Source organism: Streptomyces sp. AHU1, from assembly GCF_045343905.1.
GTDB lineage: Bacteria > Actinomycetota > Actinomycetes > Streptomycetales > Streptomycetaceae > Streptomyces > Streptomyces triticiradicis.
The window spans coordinates 2,321,354-2,343,884 of record NZ_CP174283.1 but is presented as its reverse complement, the minus strand read 5'-3'; the positions used below and the strand labels follow the sequence as shown (position 1 = coordinate 2,343,884).

The 22,531-nt window shown below is 72.5% G+C and carries 22 protein-coding genes and 1 pseudogene; 14 read left to right on the top strand and 9 right to left on the bottom strand.

The window, feature by feature from the left end:
• The first annotated feature begins 103 nt into the window (after positions 1 to 103).
• The 3 genes from ACICHK_RS10720 (at position 104) to ACICHK_RS10710 (ending at position 3,245) form a co-directional block, all read left to right on the top strand.
• A complete protein-coding gene (locus ACICHK_RS10720; protein ID WP_151470418.1) occupies positions 104 to 1,702 on the top strand; it encodes an ABC-F family ATP-binding cassette domain-containing protein in 1,599 nt (532 codons plus the stop codon).
• A 372-nt stretch (positions 1,703 to 2,074) separates the two neighbouring features.
• A complete protein-coding gene (locus ACICHK_RS10715; protein ID WP_006123601.1) occupies positions 2,075 to 2,296 on the top strand; it encodes a helix-turn-helix domain-containing protein in 222 nt (73 codons plus the stop codon).
• 145 nt (positions 2,297 to 2,441) lie between these two features.
• Positions 2,442 to 3,245 (top strand): enoyl-CoA hydratase/isomerase family protein, encoded by an 804-nt coding sequence (locus ACICHK_RS10710; RefSeq protein ID WP_151470419.1) that lies wholly within the window; start codon positions 2,442 to 2,444, stop codon positions 3,243 to 3,245.
• 431 nt (positions 3,246 to 3,676) lie between these two features.
• Here the strand turns inward: ACICHK_RS10710 and ACICHK_RS10705 are convergent, their stop codons facing one another.
• Positions 3,677 to 4,663: a hypothetical protein gene (locus ACICHK_RS10705; RefSeq protein ID WP_406836706.1), complete on the bottom strand. Its 987-nt coding sequence runs from the start codon at positions 4,661 to 4,663 to the stop codon at positions 3,677 to 3,679.
• Positions 4,664 to 4,750: 87 nt separating this feature from the next.
• On the opposite strand from ACICHK_RS10705, the gene ACICHK_RS10700 reads away from it, so the two are divergent.
• From ACICHK_RS10700 to amaP, 5 genes are all read left to right on the top strand, one after another.
• Entirely contained in the window at positions 4,751 to 5,236 is a 486-nt protein-coding gene (locus ACICHK_RS10700) for an Asp23/Gls24 family envelope stress response protein (protein WP_406836705.1), read from the top strand.
• An 84-nt stretch (positions 5,237 to 5,320) separates the two neighbouring features.
• Positions 5,321 to 5,506, top strand: a complete 186-nt coding sequence (locus ACICHK_RS10695; protein WP_151470422.1) for a hypothetical protein — start codon at positions 5,321 to 5,323, stop codon at positions 5,504 to 5,506.
• A gap of 3 nt (positions 5,507 to 5,509) precedes the next feature.
• Positions 5,510 to 5,932 (top strand): Asp23/Gls24 family envelope stress response protein, encoded by a 423-nt coding sequence (locus tag ACICHK_RS10690; protein ID WP_406836704.1) that lies wholly within the window; start codon positions 5,510 to 5,512, stop codon positions 5,930 to 5,932.
• Entirely contained in the window at positions 5,929 to 6,615 is a 687-nt protein-coding gene (locus ACICHK_RS10685; protein WP_406836703.1) for a DUF6286 domain-containing protein, read from the top strand. Before ACICHK_RS10690 ends, ACICHK_RS10685 begins: the two co-directional genes overlap by 4 nt.
• Positions 6,612 to 7,199, top strand: coding sequence for an alkaline shock response membrane anchor protein AmaP (gene amaP, locus ACICHK_RS10680; protein WP_406836702.1), 588 nt, complete (start codon positions 6,612 to 6,614; stop codon positions 7,197 to 7,199). The genes ACICHK_RS10685 and amaP overlap by 4 nt, the downstream gene beginning before the upstream one ends.
• A 67-nt stretch (positions 7,200 to 7,266) precedes the next feature.
• On the opposite strand, the gene ACICHK_RS10675 is transcribed toward amaP, so the two are convergent.
• The 8 genes from ACICHK_RS10675 to ACICHK_RS10640 form a co-directional block, all read right to left on the bottom strand.
• On the bottom strand, positions 7,267 to 8,022 hold the full coding sequence (locus ACICHK_RS10675; RefSeq protein WP_406836701.1) for an SDR family oxidoreductase: 756 nt from the start codon (positions 8,020 to 8,022) through the stop codon (positions 7,267 to 7,269).
• A 14-nt stretch (positions 8,023 to 8,036) separates the two neighbouring features.
• Positions 8,037 to 9,854 (bottom strand): glycoside hydrolase family 15 protein, encoded by a 1,818-nt coding sequence (locus ACICHK_RS10670; protein ID WP_406836700.1) that lies wholly within the window; start codon positions 9,852 to 9,854, stop codon positions 8,037 to 8,039.
• Between the two features lie 19 nt (positions 9,855 to 9,873).
• The gene (locus ACICHK_RS10665) at positions 9,874 to 11,175 is read right to left on the bottom strand and encodes an RNA-guided endonuclease InsQ/TnpB family protein (protein ID WP_406836699.1); all 1,302 of its coding nucleotides are present in this window, start codon (positions 11,173 to 11,175) and stop codon (positions 9,874 to 9,876) included.
• Positions 11,176 to 11,581: 406 nt separating this feature from the next.
• Positions 11,582 to 12,373 carry an SURF1 family protein gene (locus ACICHK_RS10660; RefSeq protein ID WP_406836698.1) on the bottom strand — a complete coding sequence of 264 codons (792 nt, stop codon included), beginning with the start codon at positions 12,371 to 12,373 and terminating at the stop codon, positions 11,582 to 11,584.
• An 85-nt stretch (positions 12,374 to 12,458) separates the two neighbouring features.
• On the bottom strand, positions 12,459 to 12,692 hold the full coding sequence (locus ACICHK_RS10655; RefSeq protein WP_151470430.1) for a hypothetical protein: 234 nt from the start codon (positions 12,690 to 12,692) through the stop codon (positions 12,459 to 12,461).
• Positions 12,693 to 12,770: 78 nt separating this feature from the next.
• Complete coding sequence (locus ACICHK_RS10650) at positions 12,771 to 13,769, bottom strand: DEDDh family exonuclease (RefSeq protein ID WP_406836697.1); 999 nt, start codon at positions 13,767 to 13,769, stop codon at positions 12,771 to 12,773.
• Between the two features lie 129 nt (positions 13,770 to 13,898).
• Positions 13,899 to 14,330, bottom strand: coding sequence for a hypothetical protein (locus tag ACICHK_RS10645; protein WP_406836696.1), 432 nt, complete (start codon positions 14,328 to 14,330; stop codon positions 13,899 to 13,901).
• A 20-nt stretch (positions 14,331 to 14,350) separates the two neighbouring features.
• Positions 14,351 to 15,652, bottom strand: a complete 1,302-nt coding sequence (locus tag ACICHK_RS10640; protein ID WP_406836695.1) for an RNA-guided endonuclease InsQ/TnpB family protein — start codon at positions 15,650 to 15,652, stop codon at positions 14,351 to 14,353.
• 990 nt (positions 15,653 to 16,642) lie between these two features.
• Here ACICHK_RS10640 and ACICHK_RS10635 point away from each other — a divergent pair.
• From ACICHK_RS10635 to ACICHK_RS10610, 6 genes and pseudogenes are all read left to right on the top strand, one after another.
• On the top strand, positions 16,643 to 17,440 hold the full coding sequence (locus ACICHK_RS10635) for an acetoacetate decarboxylase family protein (protein ID WP_406836694.1): 798 nt from the start codon (positions 16,643 to 16,645) through the stop codon (positions 17,438 to 17,440).
• The gene (locus ACICHK_RS10630; protein ID WP_406836693.1) at positions 17,440 to 18,324 is read left to right on the top strand and encodes an SDR family NAD(P)-dependent oxidoreductase; all 885 of its coding nucleotides are present in this window, start codon (positions 17,440 to 17,442) and stop codon (positions 18,322 to 18,324) included. Before ACICHK_RS10635 ends, ACICHK_RS10630 begins: the two co-directional genes overlap by 1 nt.
• Before the next feature lie 9 nt (positions 18,325 to 18,333).
• Positions 18,334 to 19,617: an amidohydrolase family protein gene (locus tag ACICHK_RS10625; RefSeq protein ID WP_406836692.1), complete on the top strand. Its 1,284-nt coding sequence runs from the start codon at positions 18,334 to 18,336 to the stop codon at positions 19,615 to 19,617.
• Between the two features lie 77 nt (positions 19,618 to 19,694).
• A complete protein-coding gene (locus tag ACICHK_RS10620; RefSeq protein ID WP_406841191.1) occupies positions 19,695 to 20,900 on the top strand; it encodes an amidohydrolase family protein in 1,206 nt (401 codons plus the stop codon).
• 183 nt (positions 20,901 to 21,083) lie between these two features.
• Positions 21,084 to 21,956 (top strand): sterol desaturase family protein, encoded by an 873-nt coding sequence (locus tag ACICHK_RS10615; protein ID WP_406836691.1) that lies wholly within the window; start codon positions 21,084 to 21,086, stop codon positions 21,954 to 21,956.
• A gap of 301 nt (positions 21,957 to 22,257) precedes the next feature.
• Positions 22,258 to 22,517: pseudogene (locus ACICHK_RS10610) on the top strand (lysoplasmalogenase family protein); the annotation flags it as partial.
• Between the last annotated feature and the right edge of the window lie 14 nt (positions 22,518 to 22,531).

The following is a 22,531-nucleotide window of genomic DNA, read 5'->3' as shown; positions in this document are numbered from 1 at the left end:
CCGCCCCGTTAGACTTGGCCCATGGCCATTCTCCTCGCGCATTAGACGGCGTGAACGTCCTCGGCCGTCCACCCCGCCATCCATCCCGCCCTGGAGCCTGACCGTGATCTCCGCCTCCGGTATCGAGCTGCGCGCCGGTGCCCGCATCCTCATCGAGTCCGCCACCTTCCGCATCACGAAGGGCGACCGCATCGGCCTGGTCGGCCGCAACGGCGCGGGCAAGACGACCCTCACCAAGGTCCTCGCGGGCGAGGGCCAGCCCGCCGGCGGAACCGTCGCCCGCTCCGGCGAGGTCGGCTACCTGCCGCAGGACCCGCGCACCGGCGACCTCGACGTCCTCGCCCGCGACCGCATCCTGTCGGCCCGCGGCCTGGACGTCCTGATCCGCAAGATGCGCGAGAACGAACAGCGGATCGCGAACGGCTCCGGCGCCACCCGCGAGAAGGCCCTGCGGCAGTACGAGCGCCAGGAGACGGAGTTCCTGACCAAGGGCGGGTACTCCGCGGAGGCCGAGGCCGCGACCATCGCCGCCGCGCTCAACCTGCCCGACCGGGTGCTCGGCCAGCCCCTGCACACGCTCTCCGGTGGTCAGCGCCGCCGCATCGAGCTGGCCCGCATCCTCTTCTCGGACGCCGACACCCTGCTGCTCGACGAGCCGACGAACCACCTCGACGCCGACTCGATCGTCTGGCTGCGCGAGTACCTGAAGACCTACCGCGGCGGCTTCATCGTGATCTCCCACGACGTCGACCTCGTCGAGACGGTCGTCAACAAGGTGTTCTACCTGGACGCCAACCGCGCCACGATCGACGTCTACAACATGGGCTGGAAGCTCTACCAGCAGCAGCGCGAGGCCGACGAGAAGCGCCGCAAGCGCGAGCGCCAGAACGCCGAGAAGAAGGCCGCCGCACTGAACGCGCAGGCCGACAAGATGCGCGCCAAGGCCACCAAGACGGTCGCCGCGCAGAACATGGCCAAGCGCGCCGACCGGCTGCTCTCCGGCCTGGAGTCCGTCCGCGTCTCCGACAAGGTCGCCAAGCTGCGCTTCCCGGAGCCCGCGCCCTGCGGCAAGACCCCGCTCATGGCCGAGGGCCTGTCGAAGTCGTACGGCTCCCTGGAGATCTTCACCGATGTCGACCTGGCCATCGACAAGGGCTCCCGGGTCGTCATCCTCGGCCTGAACGGCGCGGGCAAGACGACCCTCCTGCGGCTCCTCGGCGGTGCCGAGAAGCCCGACACCGGAGAGGTCGTCGAGGGCCACGGCCTCAAGCTCGGCTACTACGCCCAGGAGCACGAGACCCTCGACCCCGAGCGCACGGTCCTGGAGAACATGCGCTCCGCCGCCCCCGACCTGGACCTGGTCGAGGTCCGCAAGACGCTCGGCTCGTTCCTGTTCTCCGGCGACGACGTCGACAAGCCGGCCGGCGTCCTCTCCGGCGGCGAGAAGACCCGGCTCGCGCTCGCGACCCTCGTCGTCTCGTCCGCGAACGTGCTGCTGCTCGACGAGCCGACGAACAACCTCGACCCGGCCAGCCGCGAGGAGATCCTCGGCGCGCTGCGCACCTACAAGGGCGCCGTCGTCCTCGTCACCCACGACGAGGGCGCCGTCGAGGCGCTCCAGCCGGAGCGGATCATCCTGCTGCCGGACGGCGTCGAGGACCTGTGGGGCGCCGACTACGCCGACCTGGTGGCCCTCGCCTGAGCCCCGCGCGGCCTCCGGGAGGGGTCCGTGCCGCTTGATCGACTGACTGATCCACTGCGTATGGATCATTCGGCCGATCCGTGATCCATCATCTGTGTGAGATCTCCTCGTACCGAGGTGTGTCGTACATCGATTTCACGGCCGAGCCCTTTGTTCGCAAGGGCTCGGCCGTCCTGCGTCGCTGACCAGGTACTTCGCGGAGGAACCCGTTCGGCTGTACGAGCCGCACCACCCGGAATCCTCGATTCCACTCGTGGGGACGGGCTCCTGTCGTCAAAACCTTGTCCTACGGACCTTGCCGAATGGGTGGCCATGACGCCCGAAAGGGGTGATCATGAGAGTCCAGAGCGCACTTCCCATGAGGAGGACCGGGTGGCCGAGACTCTGAAGAAGGGCAGCCGGGTTACCGGCGCCGCGCGCGACAAGCTCGCGGCAGACCTGAAGAAGAAGTACGACTCCGGTGCGAGTATCCGAGCGCTGGCCGAAGAGACCGGCCGCTCGTATGGCTTCGTGCACCGGATGCTCAGCGAGTCGGGCGTCACGCTCCGAGGGCGTGGCGGTGCGACGCGGGGCAAGAAGGCCGCCTCGGCCTGAGGCCGGGCGTCCCCATCGGCTTCGGTGGTGACCACCCGGTCGGTCGGGTGACCGACCGGGTGGTTACTGTGCAGTCACTTAGGTGCGTTCCTCGTGTCCTCGCGGGGTGTGCGCCTGGTCCGACCGCACCCATCGGAGGCGCCCCATGGCTTCGCTCGACAAGGATCTCGACCCGGTACTCGACAAGGACGGCGTACGGCTCACTGTCGACGGCGCGACCGCCACGGTGACGCTGACCAATCCGGCCAAGCGCAATGCCCAGAGTCCTGCTCTCTGGCGGGCCTTGACGCAGGCCGGGAGGTCACTGCCGGGCTCCGTCCGGGTGGTCGTCCTGCGCGCCGAGGGCCAGTCCTTCTCCGCGGGACTCGACCGGCAGGCGTTCACGCCCGAGGGCTTCGACGGGGAACCGTCGTTCATCGACCTCGCGCGCGGCTCCGACGCCGAGCTCGACGCGACCATCGCCGAGTACCAGGAGGCGTTCACCTGGTGGCGGCGCAGCGACATCGTGTCCATCGCCGCCGTCCAGGGGCATGCCATCGGTGCGGGGTTCCAGCTTGCGCTCGCCTGTGACCTGCGCGTCGTCGCCGACGACGTGCAGTTCGCCATGCGCGAGACCAGCCTCGGCCTGGTGCCCGACCTCACGGGGACGCACCCGCTGGTCGGCCTCGTGGGCTACGCCCGTGCGCTCGAGATCTGCGCCACGGGCCGCTTCGTCCTGGCCGAGGAGGCCGAGCGCACCGGGCTCGCCAACCTCGCCGTGCCCGGTGACCAGCTCGACGCGGCGGTCGGCGACCTGGCCGCGGCGCTGCTGGCCGCGCCGCGGGACGCCGTGATCGAGACGAAGGCCCTGCTGCGCGGGGCCCAGGAACGGTCGTACGAGGAGCAGCGCTCCGCCGAGCGGGCGTCCCAGGCGCGCAGGCTCCGCGACCTCGCGGGCGTGGGCGAGTAGCCCTCCGGGCACGCACCAGCCTTTTCGCCCTGCCCTCCGCGCGGCGGAACGCCCGATGACGCCGGGCGCCCCACCGCCCGGAGTCAGGGCCCCCGGGGCTTACGCCTTCCGGCGAGGGGCGTTCCGTCGTGCGCGGGTCACGCACCGGTTTCTTCGTCCCGTCCCCTGTGGGGTGGGGTGTCCGATGAGGCCGGGCGTTCCCGCCGCGCAGAGGCGGGGTTCCCGGGGCTCCGCCTTTCGGCGAGGGGCGTTCCGTCGTGCGCGGGCGCGTACCGGTTTCTTCGTCCTGCCCTCCGCGGTCCTGCCCTCCGCGCGGACGTCGATCTCCCGGGGACCGGGTGCCCGGTTCGCGGGGGCGCGTCCTCCAGCGCCGGGTGCTTCGTCGTGCGTGGGCCGCGCTCCCCGGAGGGGGTCGCCCCGGCTCGGGGTGGTCACGGTTGTCGGGGCGGGCTGCTCGGGGTCACGGCGGTCACCAGGACCGCCACGGACGGGGCGTCCCGTGCGGCCTCGGCGATCGCGCTCCTGACCGCCCGTGCCACGTCCACCGTCCGCTCGTCGCCGGAGACCTCCAGCTCGACGCGGATGTGACGGCGCGGCAGGGCCGGGACCGTGGCGGGCGTGCTCTCGACGCGGACCGACCTGCCCAGGGCGTCCGTGAGACGGGTGACGCCCGGGACGGCCAGGGCCGCCGCCGCGATCCGGAGTTCCTCGGGCTCCTTCGGCACGGGCGCCGTCGGCACGTCGGCGGGCGGGACCGCCGCGGGCTCCGTCCCCGCCCCGGGTGGCGCGGGGACGGAGCCCGCGCCGCCGCCCGGGGCGGGGGCCGGTGTCCCCCGGGTGCCGACGGCCCGGCTCTCCCGCGCGCCGGCGGCCGGTACCGCGGTCCGCGTCCCCCGCGCGCCGGCGGCCGACGGGACGGTCCGCGTCCCGCGGGCGCCGGTGGCCGGGGCCGCCGCGGGTGTGCCCCGTTCCACGTCCGCCGGGTGTGCCGCGGGCGCCCCGTCCTCCTCCAGCAGATCCGTCACCCGCAGGTCCACCTCCGCGACGTCGAGGCCCAGGAGCCGCGTCGCGGCGGACACCACGGCCAGGCGCAGCCGGGCCGCGACGGCCAGGAGCGGCTCGGCGCCCGGGGACGTGGGATCGACCGAGGCCCGGAACTCCGCGGTGACGCGCAGCGGACCGGGCGGCAGCGCACCGGGCGGGGGCGGCACGGCCGGAGTGCCGGGGCTGTCCGGGTCGGCGAGCGCGATCCGCAGCGTGCCGAGCCGCACCCCCGCCACGGCCGCCGTCCCGCGCCGCAGCACCGCCCCGGCCGCCTCCTCCGTGATCCACGCGCCGTCGAGCGCGAGCCCCAGCGGCAGGAGCCTGCCGAGCCCGAGCTGGTGCCGTACCCCTTGCGTCCACCGGTCCGCCGTCATTGCTCCAGCGTGCCCCATCCACGGCGCGGGATCGCGCGACCCGACCTACTGTGAGCAGAGGAGGACGACCGAAAGGGACGTACGGCGATGACCGACATGACCGAGCGGGACCGGACGGACAGCCCCGACACCGAGAAGGAGTCCCAGCAGACCCGTAAGCCCGTCAGGCGCGGCGGCGGAGATCCCGCCGGGCGGGGCCGGACCACGATCGCCGACGGAGTCGTGGAGAAGATCGCCGGGCTCGCCGCCCGCGACGTGCTCGGCGTCCACACGATGGGCAGCGGGCTGAGCCGCACCATCGGAGCGGTGCGCGACCGGGTGCCCGGCGGTTCCGCCAAGTCGGTGACGCGGGGTGTGAAGGCCGAGGTCGGAGAGCTGCAGACGGCGCTCGACCTGGAGATCGTCGTCGACTACGGCGTGTCGATCGCCGACGTGGCCCGGGACGTGCGCGAGAACGTCATCACCGCCGTCGAGCGCATGACGGGGCTCGAAGTGGTGGAAGTCAACATCGCGGTGAGTGACGTGAAGCTTCCCGAGGAAGAGGAAGAGGAGCCGGAGTCGCGGCTCCAGTGACCCCCTGACCGTCGGAGCGCCCCGGACACACCGGCCACCGCACCATGAGTGATCACACGGCCCCCGACCGCTGAGGAGCGCACCATGAGTTTGGCCGTGATCGGCATGATCGCCGGAATGGCGCTGGGCTTCGCCGGGTACTTCGGCGGCTTCGGCGCCTTCCTCCTGGTGGCCGCCCTGGGGGCCGTCGGGTTCGTCGTCGGAAGGCTCCTGGAGGGGGACCTGGACGTCGGCACCTTCTTCCGCGCCCGAGACGACCGGCGGCGGTGACGCGTGCCAGGCCATGCCGACCGGCCCGGTGAGACCCGGCCGGGCCTCGCGACCGTCCCGCCCCCCGAGCGGGGGGCCACCCGGATCGCCGACCGTGTCGTCGCGAAGATCGCCTCGCGCGCGGCGCGCGAGGCGCTGCCCCCGCCGCCCGCCGACGCGGTGCCCCCGCACGCGACGGTGGTGGTGCGGCGGCAGGCGTCGGGCTCCGGGGGGACGGACGGCACCCCGACGCACAGCGCCCGCATCCGGATCAGCCTCGAACTCGGCTACCCCACCGACATCGGTGCCCGGTGCGGCGAGGTGCGTCGTCATGTCGCCGAGCGGGTAGAGGCGTTGGCGGGGATGGAAGTGCCCGAGGTGGCCGTCCAGGTGGAGCGGCTGCACCTGACGCACGGGCCCGGCGCGGCACGGGGGAGGACGCGATGAGCGAGCCCCAGGGCTCCGAGGACACCCGGAAGACGCCCCTGCTGGAGAAGCGGGGCGGCGGGGACGACGCGGGCGCCCTCGGGCAGTCCGCCTCCTCCGCCGCCTACGAACCGCTGGACACCGCCGGCGACGCGGACGGCCGTCAGGGCCGGTTCTGGTCGGCGCGCCGTGTCCCGGCGGGCGTCCTCGCGTTCCTGCTCGTCGTCGCGGCGGGCGCCTTCCTGTACGACGTCGTGGCCGTGCGCGCCGGACGGTCCGCGCTGCGCTGGCGGACCTGGCTGGCCGAGCAGCTCGCCGAACGGCCGCTCGACGACACCCCGGTCCTCGCCGGTGCCGCGGTCGCCGCCGTGGTGGGGCTCTGGCTGATCGTCCTCGCGGCCACACCGGGACTGCGGGACGTGCTGCCGATGCGGCGCACCCACGCCGACGTCCGGGCCGGACTGCACCGGGACGCCGCCGCGCTGACCCTCCGCGACCGGGCCATGGAGGTCGCCGGTGTGCGGTCGGTCCGCGTACGCGTGAAGCGCCGCAAGGTCGACGTCCGCGCGGTGGCGCACTTCCGGGAACTCGACGACGTGCGCGCCGACCTCGACAACACGCTCGCCGACGGCATCAAGGGGCTGGGACTGTCCCGCCCGCCCGCCCTGGCGGTGCGTGTCGCGCGTCCCGGACGGAAGGGGTGAGGTCCGTGCTGCGGATCGTCAACCGCGTACTGATCGGCTTCATCGGGCTCGTGCTGTTCGTCCTCGGCGGCTCCGTGCTCGCCGTCGGACTCGGTGTCCGGCCGCCGTCGTGGTGGATCCACGACGGGCGGCACGACGTGCTGCTCAGCACCGCCGAACGGACCAGGTGGCGGGACCAGGGCTGGTGGTGGCCCGTCGTCATCGCCGGGCTCGCGGTGCTCCTGCTGCTCGCCCTGTGGTGGCTGGTCGCCGTCGTGCGGCGCCGACGGCTCGCCGAGGTGTTCGTCGACACCGGCGACGGCGCGGGCGCGCTGCTGCGCGGACGGGCCCTGGAGGGCGTGCTGGCCGCCGAGTCGTCCCGCCTCGGCGGCGTCGACCGCGCGACCGTCCGGCTGACCGGCCGGCGCGGCCTGCCCGAGGCACGGGTACGGCTCCTGCTGGAACCGCACGTGGACCCCGGGCACGCGCTGCGTCTGCTGACCGTGGAGGCGCTGGCGCACGCACGGGACTCGGCCGGCCTCGCCGCGCTCCCGGCGGAGGTACGGCTGCGCGGGGCCAAGCACCGCGCCGAACGCGTGACCTGAGCGGGCGCCCGCTTCGACGAAGCCCCGGACGGGCGACCGCGCCCGGGCATGCTCCTTCGGACAGGCCCTAGAACCCGCCCCGCATCCCGCCGTCCACCGGAAGCATGATGCCCGTCAGGTACGAGGCGGCGGGGGAGAGCAGGAACGCGGCCGTGCGGCCGAACTCCTCCGGGGTGCCGTAGCGGCGCAGCGGGATGCGGGCCTCGTTGGCCGCGCGGGTGGCCTCGGGGTCGGCGGACAGGCCGTCCAGCTGGCGGACGCGGTCCGTGTCGATGCGGGACGGCAGCAGCCCGACGACACGGATGCCGCGCGGACCCAGCTCGTTCGCGAGGGACTTGGCGAAACCCGCGAGGCCCGGACGCAGGCCGTTGGAGATGGTGAGTCCGGGGATCGGCTCGTGCACCGAGCCGGAGAGCACGAAGCCGATGACCCCGCCCTCGCCGAGTTCCTCGGCGGCCGCGCGGGCCAGCCGCACCGCACCGAGGAAGACCGACTCGAACGCCACCATCCACTGTTCGTCGGTGTTGTCCGCGGCGAACCCGGGCGGCGGCCCGCCGACGCTGATCAGGATGCCGTCGAAGCCGCCGAAGTGCTTGCGGGCCCCGGCGATCAGCCGGGCCGGGGTCTCGGCGGCCCCGTTGTCGGCCGCGACGCCGACCGCGTTCGGGCCGAGGGAAGAGGCGGCGTCGGCCGCGCTCTTCTCGTCGCGTCCGGTGACGACCACCTTGGCGCCGTCGGCGACGAGTTCACGCGCGGCGGCGTTGCCCAGGCCCCGGGTGGCTCCCGTGACGACGTACACACGATCCTTCAGTCCAAGATCCATGGCCCCATCCTCCCCTATGCCGGGGGCACGGCCCCGTCCGCTTCCTCCGTCCCGTCGACGCCGAACAGGCTGAGGGCGGACACCACCAGGCCGATGTGGCTGAAGGCCTGCGGGAAGTTGCCGAGCTGGCGTCCGGCGACCGGGTCGTACTCCTCGGACAGCAGTCCCAGGTCGTTGGTGAGGCCGACCAGCCGCTCGAACAGCTCGCGCGCCTCCCGCGTGCGGCCCGTCATGTGCAGCGCGTCCGCGAGCCAGAACGAGCAGACGACGAAGACGCCCTCGTCGCCCGGGAGCCCGTCGACGCCGGTCGTGGCCGTGGTGCTGTAGCGGCGCACCAGGAAGCCGCCGGGGGCGAGTTCCGCGCGGACCGCGTCGATCGTCCCGGCCACCCGCGGGTCGTCGGGCGGCAGGAAGCCCACGCGCGGGATGAGCAGCAGGGAGGCGTCCAGTTCGGTCGAGCCGTAGGACTGCGTGAAGGTGTTCCGGACGGGGTCGAAGCCGCGCTCGCACACCTCCCGGTGCACCTCGTCGCGCATCGCCCGCCAGCCCTCGATGTCGCCGTCGAGGCTCGGATCGTCCTCCAGCGTGCGTACGGCGCGGTCGGCGGCCACCCAGGCCATGACCTTGGAGTACACGAAGTGCCGGCGCGGGCCGCGCACCTCCCAGATCCCCTCGTCCGGCTGCTTCCAGGCCACCCGGAGGAACTCCATCATGGCGCACTCCACCCGCCACATGTGGGGCCGGGACGGCAGGCCCGAGCGCCGGGCGAGCGACAGCGAGTCGATGACCTCGCCGTACACGTCGAGCTGCAGCTGCTCGACCGCGTTGTTGCCGACCCGCACGGGCGCGGAGCCGGCGTAGCCGGACAGCCACGGGACCTCGTACTCCGGCAGCCGGCGTTCCCCCGACAGGCCGTACATGATCTGCAGGGCGGCCGGGTCGCCCGCGACCGCGCGCAGCAGCCAGTCGCGCCAGGCCTCGGCCTCCTCGTGGTAGCCGGCCGACAGGAGCGCGCCGAGGGTGAGGGTGGAGTCGCGCAGCCAGCAGTAGCGGTAGTCCCAGTTGCGGACGCCGCCGAGCTCCTCGGGCAGCGAGGTGGTGGGGGCGGCCACGATGCCGCCGGTCGGCGCGTAGGTGAGGGCCTTGAGGGTGATCAGGGAGCGGACGACGGTGTCCCGGTGCGGTCCGTCGTAACGGCAGCGGGCCGCCCACGCCCTCCAGTCCTGGACGCTGGTCTCCAGCGCCTCGAAGGGATCGCTCAGGGGCGGCCGGGGCCGGTGCGAGGGGTGCCAGGTCAGGACGAAGGCGACCTTCTCGCCCGCCTCCACGGTGAACTCCGAGTGCGTGCGGAAGTCCTCGCCCCAGGTGTGCACCGGCGGTTCGCTGCGCAGCCACACCGAGTCCGGGCCCGCGACCGCCACCCGGTGGCCGTCCGCGCGGCGCATCCAGGGCACGACCGAGCCGTAGTCGAACCGCAGCCGCAGCAGACCGCGCATCCGGACCCGGCCGCCGAGGCCTTCGACGATGCGTACGACGTCGGGGGCGTGCTCGCGCTGCGGCATCAGGTCGGTCACCCGGACCGAGCCCTCGGCGGTGTCCCACTCGGTGTCGAGCACCAGGGTGTCCGGGCGGTAGGCGCGCCGGGTGCACGTCTGCGCCCCCTCGGGCGCGATCCGCCAGTGGCCGTTGTCCTCGTCACCCAGCAGGGCCGCGAAGCAGGCCGCGGAGTCGAAGCGGGGCAGGCACAGCCAGTCGACGGAGCCGTCGCGGCCCACTAGAGCGGCGGTCTGCTCGTCCCCGATGAGCGCGTAGTCCTCGATGCGTCGGTGCACGTTGACATCCTCCCTGCTCTTAAAAGAGGGGGATTCCAGCCCTTACGGGTTGGGGTTCACGGGTGTTCGAGCGGTTGGTGGCCGTTGTCACCCCTCCGGCACCGGCTGTTCGCCGGGGGCGGGGGATCCCGCCCTGTCCTGCCGCGACGTTGGCTGCTGCGTTGGTGTCGGCGTTGCAGGTGAAGCCGCAGGAGGAGCAGACGAACTCGGCTTGGCTCTTGCGCGAGTTCTTGTCGATCCAACCGCAGAGACTGCAGCGCAGACTGGTGTACGGGGCGGGGACGTCCTCGACCCGACCCGGGGCCTTGTGCCCGGTGCGCTGCCGGAGCAGGCCCCAGCCCTGGGCGAGGATCGCCCGGTTCAACCCGGCCTTCTGGGCGACCATCCGGCCGGGCTGTTCGGCCGTCCCCTTCGCGGAGGCGGTCATGCTCTTGATGTTCAGCTTCTCGAACTGCACCAGGTCGTAGCTGCGGGCGAGCATCGTGCTGGTCTTCTCGCACCAGTCCTTGCGCCGGTCCGCCTCACGGGCCCTGAGCCTGGCCGCCTTCGCGTACTCGGCGGCCTTGCGCTCGCTGCCCTTGGGTGCGCGGGCGGCCCGGCGCTGGTGCTTGCGGACCTGCGCGCGTTCCCTGACGGTGAGCCGGGGACAGTTCAGTTTCCGCCCGTCGGAGAGGGCGGCAGTGATGGCCACGCCCCGGTCGATGCCGATGACCTCACCCGTGCCGGGCCCGTCGACGGGGGCGGGGACGACGGCGAAGGCGATGTGCCACCGGCCGTTGCGCAGGGTGACACGAAACGTCTTCGCCTGCGGCAGCCGGGAGCCCTTGCCGCTGCGGCTGAGCCTGAAGCGGACCCAGCCACAGCCGGGCACCTTCACCCGCGCCCACCGCCGGTTGAGCCTCTGCACCACCACGGACCGGCCCATGACCTGCTTTCCGGTCTTCGCGTTCAGCTTCGGCGAGCCGTCCGCCTCGAACTCCCCGATGCGGTCGGTGCCGATGACGCGAAAGCCCTCGTGCACGTGCTTCCGGCGCCAGGTCGGCTCACCGAACCCAGAGGTGAAACGGGCATTCTTCGCCGTGGCAAAGTCCCTCAGCGCCTGCTGCTGCACATCCGCGTTCCCCGCACCCAGCCACGCGTTGTCACGCCGGGCCTCGGTGAGCTGACGGCACTGCTCGGCAAAACCCGGCGCCGCCCCACGACCCCGGTACCAGTGCGCGTGCTGCTCGACGGCCAGATTCCAGACGTACCGGGCGTGCGCACAATGCTCGAGCATGACACCCGCCTGCTCGCCCGTCGGATACATCCGAAACCGTGCCATGACCATGAACCTAGCCCGCACGTTCCCCGACCGCCCACACCATCGACCGACACCACTCGTGCGAGTGACCACTCCCGGCCACCAGCCAGTCGGCCACCGTCAAGCGATCACCGTCGACTCCGAGCTGCCACACCTGCTCGAGGTCCGCCCCACCGCCGTCTCGCCCGAGAAGCCGCACCTCCCTGGTGGCGATTCCGCTTCCCCCGACCCGCTCCGCAGGAGGCGGGCATTCACCCCGGCCCCGAAGGACCGGGCACCCTGCCCGAAAACAAGGTGGACGGGTCCCCGACCGGGGCGGACGTCAATCGAGCCGCCGGAGTGGCGCGGACGCCCATGACGTGGCGGTACGGGCGCGGGGAAAGGCAGGGGCGGGGGAGGAAGGACAGAGCGCGGCTTCGCCCCTTCGCTACACGCCCGCCGGCTCCGCCTCCGGGGAGGTCTCCGCGACGGCGGCCTCCGCCCGGTCGCGGCGTTCGCGCCGGACCAGGACCACCCAGCCGACGGGGACGCCCGCGGAGAAGAGCCACCACTGGATCGCGTACGCCATGTGCGGGCCGATGTCGCTGTGCTCGGGGTCCGGGATCAGCTCGGGGGAGTCGCCCTTGGGGGCGGGCGCGGTCTGCTCGACGTAGCCGCCGAGGACCTCCTTGCCGAGCCGCCGTGCCTCCTGCCCGCTGCTGATCAGCATGACCTGGCGGTCGGGCAGGCCCCGGACGTTCTTGATCCCGCTGTCGGCGGTCGTCTGGTCGGCCATCAGCCGGCCGGTGACGGTGATCTCGCCCGGGGCGGGGGCCGGGATCTTCGGGAAGGCGGTCTGCGCACCGTCCGCCGGGACCCAGCCCCGGTTGACCATGAGGACACGGCCGTCGTCCAGGACGAACGGGGTCAGGACGTGGTAGCCGACCGCGCCGTCGGCGTTGGTGCGGCGGCGGACGACCTCTTCGCGCGCGGTGTCGAAGTGCCCCTTCGCGCTCACCCGGCGGAACAGGTCGTCGCCCCGGATCTGCCGGCCCGGCGCGGTGACCGTCTCCGCGGGCACGGGCTTCGCGGCGAGCGAGTCGGAGATCACCTTGTTCAGGGCGACCTTGTGCTCGTGCCGGTGGAGCTGCCAGAAGCCCAGCTCGATCATCGTCGGGACGAGCGCGAGGGCCAGGAGGGTGAGGATCACCCACTGCCGGGACAACAGGAAGCGGTACACCCCATTGACGGTACTCGGCACGATTCGGCCCCCGACGGGAGGGTCCCGCCGAGGGGTGCACGGTGTTCTGTCCGGGGGCGGTGGCTCAGACCCTGTCGACGATCCCCGCCTTCCCCTCCGCGCGGGCGCAGTGCGCGCCGCAGTACCAGTGGCCCTCGACCTCGACGCCCTGGCCGATGACCTGGACGCGACAGTGCTCGCAGATCGGGGCCATCCGGTGGATCGCGCAGGAGAAGCAGTCGAAGACGTGCACGGCGCCCTGCGCGTGCACCTCGAAGGTCATTCCGTAGTCATTGCCGCATACTTCGCATCTCGCCATGCGCCACAGGGTGGGGTGCCGGGGCGGTGCTGGCGAGCGGGCGCGGGGCGAGTCGCCCGTCAATCACCCGTACGTCCGTCACTCTTCCGACGCGGGTTCGACATCCCGCAGCAGCTGGCCGAACGCGGCCTCGTCGACCACCGGTGTCCCGAACTGCCTGGCCTTGACCACCTTCGACGTGCTGGAGTCCGGGTCATTGGTCACCAGCAGGCTGGTGAGCCGGGACAGGCTCGTCGCGACGTGCAGCCCGGCCTCGACGGCCCGGTCCTCCAGCAGCTCGCGGTCGACGGACGTGTCACCGGAGAAGGCGACCCGCATGCCCTGCTTGAGCGGTTTGTCCGCCGTGTACCGCCCGGGGTTCGGATAGGGGCACGCGGGGCGCTTGCGGGAGGGGCGCCAGCTTCCCGACGGGTAGCCACCGGACGCGTAGCCACCGGACTGCCGTCCGCTCCGCGGAGCCGCGGCGCTGTCGGACCACTCCTTGAGCGGCAGGCATTCGAGGAGCGGCAGCCGCACCCCGCCCCGCGCGGCGGCCCACAGGCTCGGCCGGAACGCCTCGGCCAGCACACGCGCGTCGTCCAGCGCGTGGTGCGCCCGCTGCTGCACGACACCGAAGTGCGCGGCCAGCGACTCCAGCTTGTGGTTGGGCAGCGGCAGGGCCAGTTCCTTGGAGAGCGCGATGGTGCACAGGCGCCGGCGCACCGGCGCCTCGCGCCCGGCGCGCGCGTACTCCCGCGCGATCATCGACCAGTCGAAGACCGCGTTGTGCGCGACCAGCACCCGGCCGTCGAGCCGGGCGGCGAACTCCTCGGCGACCTCCCCGAAGAGCGGCGCCCCTTCGAGCATCTCGCTCGTCAGACCGTGGATCCACACCGGGCCCGGGTCCCGCTCCGGATTGACCATCGTGTACCAGTGGTCCTCGACCTCGCCGCGCGCGTCCAGCCGGTAGACGGCGGCGGAGATTATCCGGTCGTCGCGGGCCAGTCCCGTGGTCTCCACGTCGACGACCGCGTATCCCTGCGGATACGTGGCCGGCCAGGAGGCAGGGGGCGCTGCGGTCGTGAGGTCTTCGAGCATGGTCAATGAGGATACGGGCCCCGGCCGACATTCCGGTCCCCGCCTTCCCCGCTCCCGTGCCTCCCGGGCCCGCCGCCGGGCCCCGCGCGGCACGGGCCCGGCAGCCGGCTCCGGCCGGTGCCGACGCGGTCAGCCGAGCGCCGCCACCAGGTCCCCGGCCGTCAGGGGCGTCAGACCGCAGCCGTCGGCCGGGCCGGGCAGCAGCCGGTACACGGATCCGCTCGCGCCCTCGGGGGCGACACCGCCGTGCACCAGGGCGAGCAGCACGTGTTTCTCCGCCGCCGCCCCGGCGGCCAGCCCCTCGGGGTCCTCCGTGGGCCGCCGCCACTGCGGGGGCTCCAGGGCCCGTATCCGGGCGGCGAAGGCCACGTCCGTCTCGCCCTCCTCGCGCGTGTAGTGCCACAGTTCGCCGGTCCACGGCATGCGCCGGACCACCACGACCTCGTCGGTCCGGGCCGCCGCGTGCCACACCGACAGATCCCACAGGGTCGTACGGCCCGTGGTGTAGTACCGGAACAAGTCCCGGCCGACGCGCCCGAGGCCGGCGCTGTGCCGGTACACGCTTTGACATCCTCCCCCTCCTAAAAGAGGGGGATTCCAGCCCGTGCGGGTTGGGGTTCACGGGTGTTCGAGCGGTTGGTGGCCGTTGTCACCCCTCCGGCACCGGCTGTTCGCCGGGGGCGGGGGATCCCGCCCTGTCCTGCCGCGACGTTGGCTGCTGCGTTGGTGTCGGCGTTGCAGGTGAAGCCGCAGGAGGAGCAGCAGAACTCGGCTTGGCTCTTGCGTGAGTTCTTGTCGATCCAGCCGCAGCTGCTGCAGCGCAGACTGGTGTAGGGAGCGGGGACGTCCTCGACGCGGCCGGGTGCCTTGTGTCCGGTGCGTTGCCGGAGCAGGCCCCAGCCCTGGGCGAGGATCGCCCGGTTCAGGCCGGCCTTCTGGGCTACCTTCTGGCCGGGTTCGGTCACGGTGCCCCTGGCCGAGCGGGTCATGTTCTTGATGTTCAGTTTCTCGAACCGCACCAGGTCGTAGCTGCGGGCGAGCATCGTGCTGGTCTTCTCGCACCAGTCCTTGCGCCGGTCCGCCTCACGGGCCTTGATACGGGCGGCCTTCGCGTACTCGGCGCTCTTGCGCTCGCTTCCCTTGGGGGCGCGGGCGGCCCGGCGCTGGTGCTTGCGGATCCGGGCGCGTTCCCTGACGGTGAGCCGGGGGCAGTTCAGTTTCCGCCCGTCGGAGAGGGCGGCGGTGACGGCCACGCCCCGGTCGATGCCGATGACCTCGCCCGTGCCGGGCCCGTCGACGGGAGCGGGGACGACGGCGAAGGCGATGTGCCACTGACCGTTGCGGAAGGTGACGCGGAAAGTTTTAGCCTTTGGCAGCCGGGAGCCCTTGCCGTTGCGGCTGAGCCGGAAGCGGACCCAGCCGCAGCCGGGCACCTTCACCCGCGCCCACCTGCGGTTGAGCTTGTGCACCACCACCGACCGGCCCATGACCTGCTTTCCGGTCCTCGCGTTCAGCTTCGGCGAGCCGTCCGCCTCGAACTCCCCGACGCGCTCCGTGCCGATGACACGGAAGCCCTCGTGCACGTGCTTCCTGCGCCAGGTCGGCTCACCGAACCCGGACACGAAGCGGGCGTTCTTCGCCGCAGCGAAATCCTTCAGCGCCTGCTGCTGCACATCAGCATTGCCTGCGGCCAGCCATGCGTTGTCATGCCGGGCCTCGGTGAGCTGACGGCACTGCTCGGCGAAGCCGGGAGCCGCCCTACGGCCCCTGCGCCAGTGCGTGTGCTGCTCGACGGCCAGGTTCCAGACGTACCGGGCGTGCGCACAGTGTTCGAGCATGACGCCCGCCTGCTCGTCCGTCGGATACATCCGAAACCGTGCCATGACCGTGAACCTAGACCGCACGTTCCCCGACCGCCCACACCATCGACCGGCATCACTCGTGCGAGTGAACGTTCCTGGCCACCGACCCACCCGACACCGGCCGCCAGCTGGCCAGCCACCGTCGACTCCGAGTTGCCGCACCCGCTCAAGGCCGGCCTCGCCACCGTCTCGCCCGAGACACCGAACCGCCCCGGCCGCGATTCGGCTTCCCCTGCCCCGCCCCGCGGGAGCGGGCACTCACCCCGGCCCTGAAGGACCGGACACCCTGCCCGAAAGCAAGGGTGGATGCGTGAGTCGCCCTCCGGGTCGTAGCGCCAGCACACAGTGCGAGGGCCGTACGAGGCGTCGCGCCCGTCCTTCGAGGACAGGGCCATGAAGCCGACGAAGATGTCGAAGAGGTTCTCCAAGGCTATGTCGGCCTCGTCGCCCGACCGGACCTGCAGCAGTCGGCACGTCGGTCGCCGTGGTGAGGTGCGCGGCGAGCAGTGGGCGCACGGCCGCGCGCGTGCGCCGGTCCAGCGGGAGGTTCCCGAGCACCAACGCCTTCGTCTCGCGGATCGGGATGTCCGCGGGCAGCCGGTCGAGACAGGTGGGCGTGTGTCCCAGTAGCAGCTTCACGTCGTCCCGGTCCTGCGGCGACAGCGGCGTCCGCCGGGCCAGCAGTCGGAGCAGCGCCTTTGTCGTGTCCGCCCGCAGGCCGGCAACTTCAGCGGCATGTGAGTGCTGTCGGCGCCCGGTTCCGCGTCGATCTGCCGGATTAGTGTGCCGCCGGCGTCCGCGAGGCCTGCGGAGCCGCTCCTGCGGTCGGTGAATCCAGGCAGGCCCCGGTCCGTGGGGCCACCGATTATTTCCGGGGCCCGGGAGGCGGCCGTCCCGCCGCGGCGCGGGACCCGCGGATCCCGGCCCGCGCACGGCTATGGACCTTTCGCCCCGGCGGTGCAAGCGTGCTGCGCGCCCCAGCAGGTAGCGCCTACGAAGGGCGGTACGGACATGGCACGAGTGAGGTACGGCGCGCGGACCGAGGCGGAGACCGCCGCCGCGCGCACCGCGAACTCCAGGCTCCCCGACATCTGGTCCACCGGTGTGACGGCCGTCTGGGAGAGCGACCCGGACGCGGTCGCGGCGGTCCTGCCGCCCCCGCTGAAACCCGTCGCCCGGCCCCTGGTGCGGGTCACCGTCAGCAAGGTCGATCTGCCCGGATACCCGCTGGGCGCGGGCTCGTTCGCCGTCGCCGCCGCGCACGGGGACGTCGAGGGCTGGTATCCGCTGGTCATGCCGATGACCCACGAGCGGGCCCTCGTCGGCGGCCGCGAGGTCTTCGGGGAGCCCAAGAAGCTCGGCGAGGTGACCGTCGAGCGCGACGGGCTCGTCGTGCGCGGGGTGCTCGCCCGGCACGGCATCGCCTTCGTCGAGGTGCGCGGCGCGGTGAGCGGGCCGCTGCCGCTGCCGGAACCCGGGCAGAGGACCGACTTCTACTTCAAGTTCCTCCCCGCGGTCGACGGTTCGGGGTTCGACGCCGATCCGGTCCTCGTGCACTGCCTGCGCGAGGAGAAGGTCCGGGCACTGGAGCGCGTCACCGGGGACGTCGTCCTGCGCGAGTCGATGTACGACCCGGTCGCCGACCTGCCCGTACGCAGGCTGGTGGAGATCACCTACGGCGAGAAGACCTCGGCCCAGCGCGGCAGGGTCGCCGAACGCGTCAGCGCGCAGGCCCTGCTGCCGTACGTCCACCAGCGCTACGACGATCCGCTGCAGATCCTCGACGGTCCGCCCGAGGGGAGCCTCTGATGGAACTGCGCGCGGGACAGGTCGCCGTCGTCACCGGCGCGGCGAGCGGCATCGGGCTCGCGATGGCCCGCCGGTTCGCGGCGGACGGCCTGACGGTGGTCCTCGCCGACGTGGAGGAGGCCGCGCTGGAGAAGGCGGCCGGGGAGCTGCGCGAGGACGGCGCCGACGTCCACGCGCGCGTGGTGGACGTCTCGGAGCGCTCCGAGGTACTCGCGCTGGCCGAGGACGTGTACACCACCTGCGGCGCGGTGCACGTCCTGTGCAACAACGCCGGTGTCGGCTCCGGCGCCGAGGGCCGGATGTGGGAGCACGACCCGAACGACTGGAAGTGGGCCTTCGCCGTCAACGTGTGGGGCGTCTTCCACGGCGTCCAGGCGTTCGTGCCCCGGATGCTCGCCGGCGGCGAGCCGGGCCACGTCGTCAACACCTCGTCCGGTGACGGCGGGATCGCCCCGCTGCCCACGGCCTCCGTGTACGCCGTCACCAAGGCGGCCGTGGTGACGCTGACCGAGTCGCTGTACGCGCACCTGAGGGCGGAGCACGCGCGCGTGGGCGCCTCCGTGCTGTTCCCCGGGCCGCACATGCTGCGCACCGGCCTGTGGGAGTCGCACCGCAACCGGCCCGCGCGGTACGCGAAGGAGCGGCCCCGCAGGACCCCGTACCGCAGCCTCGCCCAGTGGGAGGCCGCGATGGACGAGGCGGGCCACGAGGTGCGGTTCACCCCCGTCGAGGAGGTCGCCGACCTCGTCGCCGAGGGGATCCGCGCGGGCCGCTTCTGGCTGCTGCCCGAGAGCGAGCACAGCGACCGGCAGATCCGGGCCCGGTCGCGGTCGATGCTGGAGCGGGCTGATCCGTCGTACCTGGAAAGTTTCATCCTCGACTGAGGGGGCGCGGTGAGCGAACAGGACCCGTATCTGATCATCTCCTCCGACTGCCACGCCGGACTTCCCACCGAGGAGTACCGGCCCTATCTGGACTCCCGGTTCCACCGGGACTTCGACGACTTCCTCGCGGGCCAGGGCCGGCGCCGCGAGGAGATGAACCGCCTCGGCATCCGCAACGAGGCGTTCGCGGACAAGTGGTTCCAGGACAACGAGGAGGGACTGCGCGGCGGCTGGGACACCGCGCAGCGCCTCAAGGAACTGGACGGCGACGGGGTGGCGGCCGAGGTCGTCTTCCCCGACGCGGACGCCGTGGACAGCCGCACCGCGGCCCCGTTCGGCGTGGGCCTCGGCCTCTCCGGCGACCAGGACCCGCGGCTCGGCATGGCGGGCGCCCGGGCCCACAACCGCTGGCTCGCCGACTTCGTCTCCGAGCACCCCGAACGGCACTGCGGGGTCGCCCTGCTGCCCGTCACCGGCGAGACCGGCGAGGTCGTCGCCGAGGTCCACCGCGCCAAGGAGTCGGGCCTCGGCGCGCTGATGATCCCCTCCATGTGGGTCGACAAGGAGCCCTACCACGACCGCCGTTACGACCCCGTGTGGGCGGCGGCCGCCGAGTGCGCGATGCCCGTCCTCACCCACTCCGGCGCGGCCCCGCGCCACGAGTACGGCGACCACCTGGGCATCTACGTCTCCGAGGTCACCTGGTGGCCCGCGCGCCCCCTGTGGTTCCTGCTCTGGTCGGGGGTCTTCGAACGCCACCCCGGACTCCGCTTCGGCGTCGCCGAGTCGGGCTGCTGGTGGCTGCCCAACCTGCTGTGGTTCATGGACCGGCTGTACCTCGGCGCGCACGGCGGCAAGAAGCTGTCGCCCTTCGCGGAGCTGAAGCGGCCCCCGCACGAGTACCTGGACCGGCAGGTGTTCGTCTGCGCCACCAACACCAAGCGCCGTGAACTCGCCCAGCGCTACGAGATCGGCGTCGACAACATCCTCTGGGGCAGCGACTTCCCGCACCCCGAGGGCACCTGGCCCGACACCCGGGCCTGGCTGGCGCGGACCTTCCACGACATCCCGGTCGCCGAGACCCGCCGCATGCTCGGTCTCGCGGCGGCCGAGGTGTTCGGCTTCGACGTCGGCGCGCTCGCCCCGGTCGCCCGGCGGATCGGGCCCACTCCGGCCGAACTCGGCCAGGACGAGGACCAGCCGGCGGTCGAGGCGTCCTGGGCGCGCTCGCGCGAGGTGGGCCGCCACTGGCTGACGGACCACGACTTCCCCGTGCTGGGAGCGAACCCGTGACCGCCGGGCACCGCGCGGGCACCGGGGACGGCGCGGGTGCCGAGGGCGTCCCGGGTGCCGAGGAGCGCTACACCGTCATCTCCGCCGACTGCCACGCGGGCGCCGACCTCCTCGACTACAAGCCCTACCTGGAGCGCCGGTACCACGACGACTTCGACGCCTGGGCGGCCGTCTACGTCAACCCGTACGAGGACCTGCTGGCCGACACCGCCGACCGGAACTGGAACTCCGCGCGGCGCCTCGCGGAGCTGGAGGCGGACGGCATCGTCGCGGAGGTGGTCTTCCCGAACACCATCCCGCCGTTCTTCCCGTCGGCCTCCCTCATGGCACCGGCCCCGACGGCGGCGGAGTTCGAGCGGCGCTGGGCGGGACTGCGGGCCCACAACCGCTGGCTCGCCGACTTCTGCGCGGCGGCGCCCGGCCGGCGCGCGGGCGTCTTCCAGATCCTCCTGAACGACGTCGACGCGGCGGTCGAGGAGATCCACCGGTCGGCGGGCGCGGGCCTGAGGGGCGGGCTGCTGCTGCCCGGCACACCCCCCGGTTCGGGCCTGCCCGAGCTGTACTCGCAGGTGTACGACCCGATCTGGGCGGCCTGTGCCGAGCTGGGCGTCCCGGTGAACCACCACGCGGGCTCCGCCTCGCCGCCGCTCGGGGACGAGCCGGCGGCCCGCGCGGTCTTCATGGTGGAGACGACCTGGTTCTCGCACCGGGCGCTGTGGCACCTGGTGTTCGGCGGCGCGTTCCGCCGGCACCCCGGGCTGAGGCTGGTGCTGACCGAGCAGGGTTCGGGCTGGATCCCCGGAGTGCTCGACATGCTGGACTACTACCACGGGCGGCTGCTCGCGGCGGCGGGCAGGGCGTCGACGGCCGAGTCGAAGTTCGGCGCGGGGCTGGCCGCGACCATGGGCGAGCGCCCCTGGGAGGTCTGGCGCGAGCACTGCTTCGTCGGCGCCAGTTTCATGCGCCCCCACGAGGTGCCGCTGCGCGAGCGCATCGGCCTCGACCAGATCATGTGGGGCAGCGACTACCCGCACGACGAAGGCACCCACCCCTACACCCGCGAGGGTCTGCGCTTCGCCTACGCGGGCCTGCCGCGCGAGGAGGTCGCCGCCATGACCGGCGGCAACGCGGCCCGCGTCTACGGCTTCGACCTGGCCCACCTCGACGGGATCGCCGCCAAGGTGGGACCCACCGTGGCCGAGATCGCCGAACCCCTGGACACCCCGCCCGCCGACGCGACGAGCCCGGTGTTCGCGAGGGGAGGGTCGGTGCGCGTGTGGTGAGCGGAGGGGGCCGCGCGGGCGTGACGGACACCCCGCCGGAACCCCGCCCGGCGCGGCGGGAGAGCGCGGGCCGGCCGCGTGACGGCTCCGGGCGGAGAGCACCGGAAGCAAGCGCGTACCCCCGGTAATACTTGTTGGTAACAGCCTCTGTACGCGGCCGACCAGCGCATCTACGGTTCACCCATGCCGAACCTGCCCGATGTCGTGCTCTGGTCGATACCCGCCTTCGTCCTCCTCGCCGTGATCGAGATGGTGAGCGTCCGTCTCCATCCCGACGACGACGCCGCGGGGTACGAGACGAAGGACGCCGCGACGAGCCTCGGCATGGGTCTCGGCAGCCTGTTCTTCGACTTCCTGTGGAAGATCCCGATCGTCATGATCTACACGGCGGTCCATTCGCTCACGCCGCTGCGGGTGCCGGTCCTGTGGTGGACGATCCCGGCGATGCTGCTCGCCCAGGACTTCTTCTACTACTGGTCCCACCGCGGCCACCACGTGATCCGCATCCTGTGGGCCTGCCACGTCGTGCACCACTCCAGCAGGAAGTTCAACCTCACCACCGCGCTGCGCCAGCCCTGGACGGGCTGGACGTCGTGGCCCTTCTACCTCCCGATGATCGCCCTCGGGGTGCACCCGGCCGCGCTCGCGTTCTGCTCGTCGGTGAGCCTCGTCTACCAGTTCTGGATCCACACCGAGCGCATCGACAAGATGCCCCGCTGGTTCGAGTCCGTCCTCAACACGCCCTCCCACCACCGCGTCCACCACGCCTCCCAGGGCGGCTACCTGGACCGCAACTTCGGCGGCATCCTCATCGTCTGGGACCGCCTCTTCGGATCGTTCGTCGCGGAGACCGAACGGCCCGTCTACGGGCTCACCAAGAACATCTCCACGTACAACCCGCTGCGCGTGGCCACCCACGAGTACACCGCCATCGCCAGGGACCTGCGGGCGGCGGCTAACTGGCGCGAGCGCGCCGGACGGCTCCTCGGCGGGCCCGGCTGGCAGCCCGCGCCGCCGGCCCCGGCCGCGGCCCCGGCCACGGAGACCGTCGCGTGAACCCGCGCACCGCTCGCCCCATTGGCACGAACCCTTGTTCGACCCTCCATCCTTCGGGGTGGAGGTGAAGGGCATCCTGACTTATAGCGGCCTGAAGGGCCGCAACGGCATGGCTACTATCGGCTTGCCGGACGACAAAGTTGTCCGGCCTACCGCCGGACGGACGGGAAGTCAGGCCTGCGGAGGCCACGTAAGACCGACCCTCACAGGTCGGCGGAGGCCCGTGAAACAGGAACCCACGGTGGTGCTGCGAACCAGTACGGACCGGAATCACCCGCCTCCGGGCAAGTGAGGGCGTCAAAGCCTGCTGCTGACCGCGATGGCCCACGGGTCACGCGCCTCGGGCTCGTCGCGGCGATCGGCTGTGTTCTCTTCATGCTCTCGGACACGCTGATCGCCACCGGCGTCGCCGACTGGCCGCAGCTGCCGAAGGCGGCCTTCTGGATCATGCTCACCTACATCGCGGCCCAGTTCCTGCTGGTCCGAGGGGTGCTCGGACCCCTCGCCGCGCGACGCGCGACCGTGGCGGCGTACGGTGAGGTGCGCTCGACCACCCCCTGAGCGCATCTCACCCA

Excerpts from the sequence above, each read along its gene's own strand:
- ACICHK_RS10710 (WP_151470419.1), top strand. The coding sequence starts at position 2,442 with ATGGCTTCGCTCGACAAGGATCTCGACCCGGTACTCGACAAGGACGGC.
- ACICHK_RS10705 (WP_406836706.1), bottom strand. The coding sequence starts at position 4,663 with ATGACGGCGGACCGGTGGACGCAAGGGGTACGGCACCAGCTCGGGCTC.
- ACICHK_RS10700 (WP_406836705.1), top strand. The coding sequence starts at position 4,751 with ATGACCGACATGACCGAGCGGGACCGGACGGACAGCCCCGACACCGAG.
- ACICHK_RS10695 (WP_151470422.1), top strand. The coding sequence starts at position 5,321 with ATGAGTTTGGCCGTGATCGGCATGATCGCCGGAATGGCGCTGGGCTTC.
- ACICHK_RS10685 (WP_406836703.1), top strand. The coding sequence starts at position 5,929 with ATGAGCGAGCCCCAGGGCTCCGAGGACACCCGGAAGACGCCCCTGCTG.
- ACICHK_RS10675 (WP_406836701.1), bottom strand. The coding sequence starts at position 8,022 with ATGGATCTTGGACTGAAGGATCGTGTGTACGTCGTCACGGGAGCCACC.
- ACICHK_RS10665 (WP_406836699.1), bottom strand. The coding sequence starts at position 11,175 with ATGGCACGGTTTCGGATGTATCCGACGGGCGAGCAGGCGGGTGTCATG.
- ACICHK_RS10655 (WP_151470430.1), bottom strand. The coding sequence starts at position 12,692 with ATGGCGAGATGCGAAGTATGCGGCAATGACTACGGAATGACCTTCGAG.
- ACICHK_RS10650 (WP_406836697.1), bottom strand. The coding sequence starts at position 13,769 with ATGCTCGAAGACCTCACGACCGCAGCGCCCCCTGCCTCCTGGCCGGCC.
- ACICHK_RS10640 (WP_406836695.1), bottom strand. The coding sequence starts at position 15,652 with ATGGCACGGTTTCGGATGTATCCGACGGACGAGCAGGCGGGCGTCATG.
- ACICHK_RS10635 (WP_406836694.1), top strand. The coding sequence starts at position 16,643 with ATGGCACGAGTGAGGTACGGCGCGCGGACCGAGGCGGAGACCGCCGCC.
- ACICHK_RS10630 (WP_406836693.1), top strand. The coding sequence starts at position 17,440 with ATGGAACTGCGCGCGGGACAGGTCGCCGTCGTCACCGGCGCGGCGAGC.
- ACICHK_RS10615 (WP_406836691.1), top strand. The coding sequence starts at position 21,084 with ATGCCGAACCTGCCCGATGTCGTGCTCTGGTCGATACCCGCCTTCGTC.